We start from the raw sequence: 8,664 nt of genomic DNA on the forward strand, positions 1-8,664 counted from the left end.
GCTCACCCAACAATTGACCCCATAAATTTATGGTCTTTGATGGTGACAAGTGATAAACTAGGCAGGCTTTTTTAGACAACTTTTTCTGCTTTTTTCACTGCCTTGCTTTTGCAAAGGATCTTGTACTTATCATAATAGGAGCTTTCAATGAAACAGCCTGTTCGTGTTGCGGTGACTGGTGCTGCTGGTCAAATCAGTTATTCATTATTATTTCGTATCGCATCGGGTGATATGTTAGGTAAAGACCAACCTGTCATTTTACAATTATTAGAAATCACACCAGCCTTAGAAGCTTTAAAAGGTGTGGTAATGGAACTTGAAGATTGTGCATTCCCATTGCTAGCGGGCGTCGTACAAACTGACGACGCTAATGTTGCGTTCAAAGATGCGGACTATGCCCTACTGGTAGGTGCCCGTCCTCGTGGCCCAGGCATGGAGCGTAAAGATTTGCTAGAAGCCAACGCCGCCATCTTCTCTGCACAAGGTAAAGCGTTAAATGACAACGCTAGCCGTACTGTCAAAGTATTGGTTGTGGGTAACCCCGCTAACACCAATGCCTTAATCGCACAGCGCAATGCCCCAGACCTAGACCCACGTAACTTTACAGCGATGACACGTCTTGACCACAACCGTGGTATGGCGCAACTGGCTGAAGAAACTGAAACCACCGTGAATGACATCAAAAAAATGATCATTTGGGGTAACCATTCTTCAACCCAGTACCCAGATTTGACTTTCACTACGGTAAAAGGTCAACCTGCCCTAGAGCAAGTACAACGTGATTGGTACGAAGGTACTTATATCCCTAACGTACAACAACGCGGTGCTGCCATCATTAAAGCACGTGGTGCCTCATCAGCAGCGTCTGCTGCAAACGCTGCGATTGCACACATTCGTTCATGGGCACTAGGCACCGACGAGAATGATTGGGTATCTATGGGTGTTTACTCAAACGGTGAATATGGCATCCAAAAAGGTCTTATCTATTCATTCCCATGTACTTGCCAAAATGGCGACTGGAAAATTGTTGAAGGGCTAGACGTTTCATCGGCTTTCTCACAAGAAAAAATGAAAGCCACTGAAACGGAATTGGCTGAAGAGCGTGATGCAGTAAGCCACTTACTTCCTAACTAATTAGGTTAGAATATTTTAACCGAAAAAAAAACCAGTCTCATTAGGCTGGTTTTTTTACATGAAATAACCACACTATACAATCAAATCACATTTTTTTTGCTCAATTTTGGCTACAATGGTCTAACGGTAAGAATAACCCATGGCACTTTTTTGATAATTTTTAAATAAAATGAGTGCTAAAAATAATGACATTACAATAACCATTGATACTTTTAAGAGTACTAGGAGAACCACAATGATGACAGATGGCGAAAGAAACATTAATATGTTGTTTGAACAAATGGGTATGGATGGCGATGACGCCGCGGTTGAACAATTTATTCAAGAGAATCAATTGCCGCAATCAGTTGAGCTGAGCGATGCGCCTTTTTGGAGTGACAGCCAACGTAAATTTTTAAAAGATGAATACCGTGCAGATGCAGGTTGGATTGAAATCATTGATGAGCTCAATACTCGTCTACACAAAGATGCCATGGATGCACAAAAACTGGCTAAATAAGTCATTTTAATACTGTCAAAGGTATTTTCTAAATGTATTAAAAACTAACTAAAAAACCCAATCACTGATTGGGTTTTTTACATTGTTAAAACAAGTGGTCAAAATAATTACGGAGCCAATTTTTGTAAATGGGCAATACGGTCATCAAGGGAAGGGTGGCTAGCAAATAACTGCGCAAAACTAAATCCCCCTTTACCTTCATTAATCGCAAAGGCTTTCATGCCTTGTGGCATATAGTCAGGATGCTGGCTGGCAGGTTTTAGCGCTTCTAAGGCAGCAATCATGTTGTATTTACCCGCCAAACGCGCGCCTGCTTCATCAGCACGGTATTCACGGTAACGAGAGAACCACATAACCACTGCTTGCGCGGCAATGCCAAACACAATATCTAACACCATACTGGTAATGTAATAGCCCATGCCAGGTGAATTGCTGTCATTTTTAAAGACCGCCTGATCTACAAATAAACCCACAATGCGCGCAAAGAACATTACAAAGCTGTTAACCACCCCTTGAACAAGCGCTAAGGTCACCATATCACCATTAGCAACGTGACCAATTTCATGAGCAAGTACCGCTTCGACTTCTTCTCGGTTCATCGATTGTAGTAGCCCAGTCGATACCGCTACCAAAGCTTTGTTTTTATTCCAACCTGTCGCAAAGGCATTGGGCGATGGATTATCAAAGATACCTACTTCTGGCATATCAATATTGACGTTTTGCGCCAAACGGCGAACCGTTTCAACTAGCCAAACTTCCAACTGGGTAGCAGGCTGTTCAATGACTTGCGTACCTGTGGAGCGTTTTGCCAACCATTTTGACATCAACAGCGATACGAACGACCCTATCATACCGTAGATGAAACACATTACCAGCAGGCTAGTTGTGCCTGTGCCGCCCAAATTGAACCCTAGCATTGGTGCGATGACGTTCATGACGATACCAAACACCACCATCACCGCTAGGTTAGTTAAAAGAAATAAGCCAATTCGTAACATGACGGTTTCCTAAAGATAATCAAACGATTAAATATACTTATCAACAATAAGTTGACTATGATATTTAATATAATAGCGTTTAATGCAACAAATTAAAGGGAAAAGTAGCATAAATTTGTAACATAAAAAAAGCCAGTATTAAACTGGCTTTGGGCTTCTGGTTTTGGGCTTATAGACATGGTTGTTAGCGGACAATCGTATAAGGATTTGATGAATTATAGCTAACATTTTGAAAGCCATTGCTGCTAGTACTAGAGCGCAGATTGGGGTCATTGCGATATAGGTTGTTGTAGCGGCTTAACACACGTTGTACGTAGTCACGGGTTTCACGAAATGGGGGAATACCGCCGTATTTACTGACGTTGCCTTCACCGGCATTATAGCTCGCTATCACATGCTGAACATTACCAAAACGGTTTTGTAAAAATTTCAAATACTTTGCTGCGCCTTCGATGTTCTCGGCAGGGTTCCAAGCATTATACACACCAAAACGTCTAGCTGTCGCAGGCATTAATTGCATTAAACCCTGTGCTCCAACAGGCGAGCGTGCGTTGGGATTGAAACCTGATTCAGTATGCATCATGGCTTTCATCAATGCAGGGTCGACACCATGACGCAGCGCAGAAGCCACAATCATACTATCATAGCTATTTTTGTTGCCACGCGCACTGGCAGCTACTGCAGCTTCATTGGCGCCCCAATTGCTATAACTATGCACATTGGTATCCGCGTAATAAGTCACTTTGACTTTTTTGGTAAAGTTTTGGAAATTATTTCCTGCAGGGCGGTTGTTGCTGACTACATTGGTCAACAGTACCTGACCGTTGCTATCTTTAAACACATACATATTGCCAGCGTTCGCTGCATCCACACTTGCCAAACTACCCAATGACAGTAGGGAAGCCGATAGCAAATAGGCTAGGCGATTTTTCTTTGCAAACAATACCATAAATATACCTATGTAAAATTTTTGACAATACATCACGGTAAAGCACATGACTATAAAATTTGAAGTTAGCGTAATGCTTTAAACTGACATAAAAAGATAAAATTCGTTATGTTTCAATGACATTTGATAACAATATTATAAAAGAATTGGCATGAAATATACCATAAATCTGTCAAAAACTGGTTAAAGTTTACAAAAAATCAGATAAGGGGGAAAAAGAGGAAAAATGGCCAAAAAACTTGTAGACCTTTTAGGTTGGATACGAAGGATTAGAAAAACAAGGGTTCAAAATTTTTAGCCATAAAAACTATCAAATTTTCAAGCCTTAAAACTTAAAAAAAAATTAAAATTTTTTGCTTGCACTTCGCAAAAAACTATAACTCTATGATTTATATAACTAAAATAATTGGTTAAAAAATAACCAATTTAGAGATAACCTATAGTGATATGCGGTTTATTGGTGTCAAGTCAGAAGTTATCCACATGGTTATCCACATAAATTGGGGAAAATAACCTAAATGTTTGATATTGATAAAAAATAAACTCAAATAACCCCCAAAATAACTGAGAAATATCTGATAGCGTTATGGGCGACATGACAAAAGAATGACAAATTGACGAATAGATTGTTAAGATTTAATCAACTTATAGTCAATAAGCGCAGTTTATCAGGCTGTATGGTCATTTATATGCCCAAAAAAAACCTGCACCAACTTAATTTTTAATGCAGGTCTACTATTGTTATATTGTTAAATGGCTAACAAGTTATGTCTCGTCGGCGGTATCCAATGGCTGCTGTAGCAATTGTTCAAATGGTTCAAGCACTGGCGCAAGCAGTTTGGCTTGGGCTTGCGACAACACTTCCTCAGGTGCGATACCAAATTCACCCAACAACTGCTTAAGCTTGTCCACCGACATCATGGTAGTCAGTTTGGTTTGACCCGTTTCATCATAGTTGAGGTCTTCAATCACTTCTAACTTATGCAGTTCGTGTTGCAATTGTCCAAAATTGGCGGGTAAGGTTAATTCAAACCGCTGTAATTGACCTACCAATAACTGCTGCACGGCAAGGGTGAGTTGCTCGATACCTAATTGCTCATGAGCAGAGACATACACTCTATTGGGCTTGGCTTTATCACTATAACCAATATGGGGCGGTTCACCTGTAAGGTCAATTTTATTAAACACGTTTAGCACAGGCACTTGATTATCAATTTCCGCTAACACGGATTGTACCGCGGCGATTTGCTCATGCATGTCTTCACGGTGACTATCAATGACATGCAGTAACAAATCTGCCTCTAAGGTTTCTTCTAGCGTGGCATGGAAGGCTTCCACTAGCTCATGCGGCAAATGACGAACAAAACCGACCGTGTCGACAAGTACCACCTTACCCACGCCCGACCACGACACACTCCGTAGCGTCGGGTCAAGCGTCGCAAATAGCTGATTGGCGGCATAGATATTTTCATGGGTCAAGGTATTAAACAAGGTTGATTTACCCGCATTGGTATAACCGACCAGTGAAATTGTCGGCACTGAGGATTTTTGGCGTTTGGCACGACCTTGCGCGCGGGTTTGTTTGACCTTATCAAGCTTGGCTTTGAGCTGCCCAACACGCACCTGTAACAAGCGTCTATCGGTTTCCAGCTGGGTTTCGCCTGGACCGCGCAGACCAATACCGCCTTTTTGGCGTTCCAAGTGCGTCCAGCCGCGTACCAAGCGAGTCGCTAAGTGATTAAGCTGGGCAAGTTCAACTTGCAGTTTACCTTCATAGGTTCGCGCACGCTGGGCAAAAATATCCAAGATAAGACCCGTTCTATCAAGCACACGGCACTGCACCAAGCGCTCAATATTGCGCTCCTGCGATGGGGTCAAACTATGGTTAAAAATGACAATATCTGCCTCATATTGCTTGACAAGTTCACCGATTTCTTCAGCTTTACCCGTACCCACAAAGTATTTGGCGTCAGGCTTAGACCGCGTACCTGTGACCAAGGCTTGTTTTTGTGCCCCTGCCGAATCCACCAGTAATTCAAATTCTTCCAAATCGTCTGGGTCATTGAGATGGGTAATATTTAAATGGACTAAGATGGCTTTTTCACCACCTTCATAACGCTCAAAATACTCCAATGATTTATCCTTTCGTTGTGAGTGTAAAAATGTGTCTATATCTAAATATATTATCTAAGTCTATTAGGTTAAACATTCGCTTAAATAGTCGATAGCCGCATTAGAAAAGCGCTAGACACGATAGATGGATTATGCATATCAATATAAGGTTTTTTTGCAGAACTTTTAATCAAATTTACAATTAGTAACTTAAAACGGGGGTAAAGGCGCAGGTTTGGTCATGGTTTTGCCATGAAAACGTCATTGAAACGACACCGGTGTCACGCATACTGACCTCATGCAGACTACTATCAAATCGGATGATGGCGACTTTGTAGCGTTGAGAATGAGTCAGTGACAAGCTAAGGCATTTTTCGCTCAGCAGCTGGCTAATGCCATAGCAAAAACCACCATAGGTAACAGTAAGATGACTGATTTTGTAGAACAAACTAATTTTGTAGCACAAAATAACGGCGCCAAATTATACGAAGATATCGCCACTTATCCTGTTGATAGTCTTTTTAATACCCAGTTAATTGCGCAGTTGCTGGCACATAATTTTGCTGATATGGCTGTGGTAGAGACGCTAGCACCGCTGGTGAAGCCAACGCTTAGCTGCCCAAGTACCCGCCAACGCCCGTTATTTAAGTCAGTGATTATTAACGTGAGTGAGGATAAGTTTTCGCTACAAACCGAGCAGCATTTACTCAATGCCCAGCGCCTACGTACTTTGACCTTTACCCAAGCATTTTCAGTAAGTTTTGCGGGATTTCATCCAAGCTCAGAGCAGCCGCTAGATCGGGATGATTTTGATAATTATTGCACCCATGTGGTGGTGTATGACGAAACTCGGCAAGATAGCTTTGGGCAGCCACTCGCGGTGGCAACCACCCGATTATTAGATAAAAACGGCGCGATAAAAGCTGGGCAGTTTTATAGCGAGCATGAGTTTAAACTGGGTCGCTTGCTCGATGATTACCCGTATAATGTGCTAGAAATCGGTCGCACCTGTGTGCACCCAGATTACCGAGGTATTACCACGATTAATCATTTGTGGGAATCCATCGCGGCAGTTGCCAAAGCTTACAATGTCAATGCGTTTATGGGCTGTGCCTCAGTTCCGATGGAAGAGAGCAATGTGCAAAACTGGTTAGATCATCAGCTTGATAGTACCAAGCTAGATGTCAAAGTGACCCGTAAATTGCCAGAAGACAAATTATCCGCTATCGATTTGGCGCAAGTGGCTGATGTGGACTTGGCGAATCCGCAAAATTTTGCCTTGCCAGCGCTGTTAAAAATGTACGTCAAAATGGGCTGTAGTGTTGGCGCAGCGGCTTGTTATGACCCTGAGTTTGACTGTGCTGATGTGTTTGTTTGGTTGCCGTTTGAACAAGTCAAACCGCGCTATCAGCACTATTTGCACTAACTTGTTTATTGATAAAGGCAAAAGTGCTAATCTTGACCAATATAAACTGGGTTTGGTTACTGTTATTGAGTGATTGATACTTAGTGATTGATACTTAGTGATTACTACTCGGTTATTATTACTAGGCTATTGTTACTTAGTGATTGCTATTGGGTTATTGTTAAAACTCAAACAGATGCAGTAAGCCGTGTGCCCAATAATTTGCTATACTACATCCACAATTTTTCATTCACATATTTACCTTATGCAAAAATCTAACCATAAAACCGCGCCATCGGCGTTGACGATTACTAGCCTGCTTAGCGAAACAGCAAAACAACTGCGACAACCTGCTACCTATAGTAAAAAGAATTTGGCGACCCAGTGGCAACGCAGCAAGCGCGTTATGAATTTAATGGCAGCGATTCAAACAGGTATTGGCTATGCGTGGCAGATTAGCCACACACCAAATCCCGATAATCAGCAAATCATCCAACTGATTCAAAAATTCTGTAAAAAATCGCTCAAAGCGTTAGGCATTGAGGTGATTGCACTTGAGCCAATACCGACGCATCACGCACTATGGGCGAGCAACCATATCTCTTGGCTTGATATCCCCGTGGTGGGTAGTATTGTACCGACTTTCTTTTTATCCAAAGCTGAAATCGCGAATTGGCCGGTGATTGGCTGGATGGCGACCACCGCCCACACTTTATTTATCCAGCGCGGTTCGGGCGATACCAGCAAAATCAGTGAGCAGATGCGTGAGTTTTTATCACAAGGCTCACCCGTGGTTTTCTTCCCAGAAGCGACGACCACAGACGGCACAGCGATTAAACGTATTTATGGCAACTTGTTGCAGTCTGCGATGGACAGCCAAGTGCTCATTCAACCGATTGTGATTTGCTATGTCAACCAAGATGGCGAACTTGACCAAAACATTCCGTATTATGGCGATATTAGCTTGATAGATAGCGTCAAACGTGTCCTTGATAACCCCCCTGCCAAAGCGTATGTGTTGCCATTAGCAGCCATTGACCCTGCGGGTAAAACCCGCAACGAAATTACCGCTATCTTGCAGCAGCGCATGGTGGATGGACTGGCGCGTTTGCATGGGCAAGTGCTTCACGCTAAAAAACCTTAATTGTTACGGTTATTGTTAACTGTAAAAGCCAAGCTGTCATCGACTTGGCTTTTTTTTATTATTTGAATATCACAGACGCTCACCAAAATTTTTCAGTCTCATTGTATTGTAATGAAAGGTAAAAATTTCATCAAATCAGTTATCATATGTACAACAAAACGTTATGTGACAATCACTTGCGATTAAATAGTCGCTACAGCGGTTAAACCATTAACCTGCATCAATCACCTATGAGCCACGCTTAATCAAACCGTCACTGGACAACGTTTGTCATCTATTTGTGCACGGTCATTTTTATACGATTATTTTGTACCGTTATTTTTACAATCTGCCCGCCACAATGACGAGTGAGTTTAATACCGATTAGATGAGACTGTAAAATATTTTGTGTAAACCCCAATAAACGACATAAGTTTACACAAG

The 8,664-nt window shown here is 42.0% G+C and carries 8 protein-coding genes; 4 read left to right on the plus strand and 4 right to left on the minus strand.

Going from position 1 to position 8,664, the window contains the following annotated elements; all coding sequences use genetic code 11:
• The first annotated feature begins 147 nt into the window (after positions 1-147).
• A complete protein-coding gene (locus RT064_RS03655) occupies positions 148-1,134 on the plus strand; it encodes a malate dehydrogenase (RefSeq protein WP_135889116.1) in 987 nt (328 codons plus the stop codon).
• Positions 1,135-1,369: 235 nt separating this feature from the next.
• The gene (locus RT064_RS03660) at positions 1,370-1,633 is read left to right on the plus strand and encodes a DUF2789 family protein (RefSeq protein WP_313061553.1); all 264 of its coding nucleotides are present in this window, start codon (positions 1,370-1,372) and stop codon (positions 1,631-1,633) included.
• Between the two features lie 107 nt (positions 1,634-1,740).
• On the opposite strand, the gene htpX is transcribed toward RT064_RS03660, so the two are convergent.
• The 4 genes from htpX to RT064_RS03680 form a co-directional block, all read right to left on the minus strand.
• Positions 1,741-2,631 (minus strand): protease HtpX, encoded by an 891-nt coding sequence (htpX, locus tag RT064_RS03665; RefSeq protein WP_313061556.1) that lies wholly within the window; start codon positions 2,629-2,631, stop codon positions 1,741-1,743.
• 184 nt (positions 2,632-2,815) lie between these two features.
• The gene (locus RT064_RS03670) at positions 2,816-3,580 is read right to left on the minus strand and encodes a lytic transglycosylase domain-containing protein (protein WP_313061559.1); all 765 of its coding nucleotides are present in this window, start codon (positions 3,578-3,580) and stop codon (positions 2,816-2,818) included.
• Positions 3,581-4,345: 765 nt separating this feature from the next.
• The gene (gene hflX / locus RT064_RS03675) at positions 4,346-5,713 is read right to left on the minus strand and encodes a ribosome rescue GTPase HflX (RefSeq protein WP_313061562.1); all 1,368 of its coding nucleotides are present in this window, start codon (positions 5,711-5,713) and stop codon (positions 4,346-4,348) included.
• 181 nt (positions 5,714-5,894) lie between these two features.
• A complete protein-coding gene (locus tag RT064_RS03680; RefSeq protein WP_313061565.1) occupies positions 5,895-6,053 on the minus strand; it encodes a hypothetical protein in 159 nt (52 codons plus the stop codon).
• Between the two features lie 66 nt (positions 6,054-6,119).
• On the opposite strand from RT064_RS03680, the gene RT064_RS03685 reads away from it, so the two are divergent.
• Complete coding sequence (locus RT064_RS03685; protein WP_313061568.1) at positions 6,120-7,118, plus strand: GNAT family N-acetyltransferase; 999 nt, start codon at positions 6,120-6,122, stop codon at positions 7,116-7,118.
• Positions 7,119-7,362: 244 nt separating this feature from the next.
• Positions 7,363-8,241: a lysophospholipid acyltransferase family protein gene (locus RT064_RS03690; protein ID WP_313061570.1), complete on the plus strand. Its 879-nt coding sequence runs from the start codon at positions 7,363-7,365 to the stop codon at positions 8,239-8,241.
• Positions 8,242-8,664 lie beyond the last annotated feature (423 nt).

Source organism: Moraxella sp. CTOTU49097 (assembly GCF_032064105.1).
Taxonomy (GTDB): domain Bacteria; phylum Pseudomonadota; class Gammaproteobacteria; order Pseudomonadales; family Moraxellaceae; genus Faucicola; species Faucicola osloensis_B.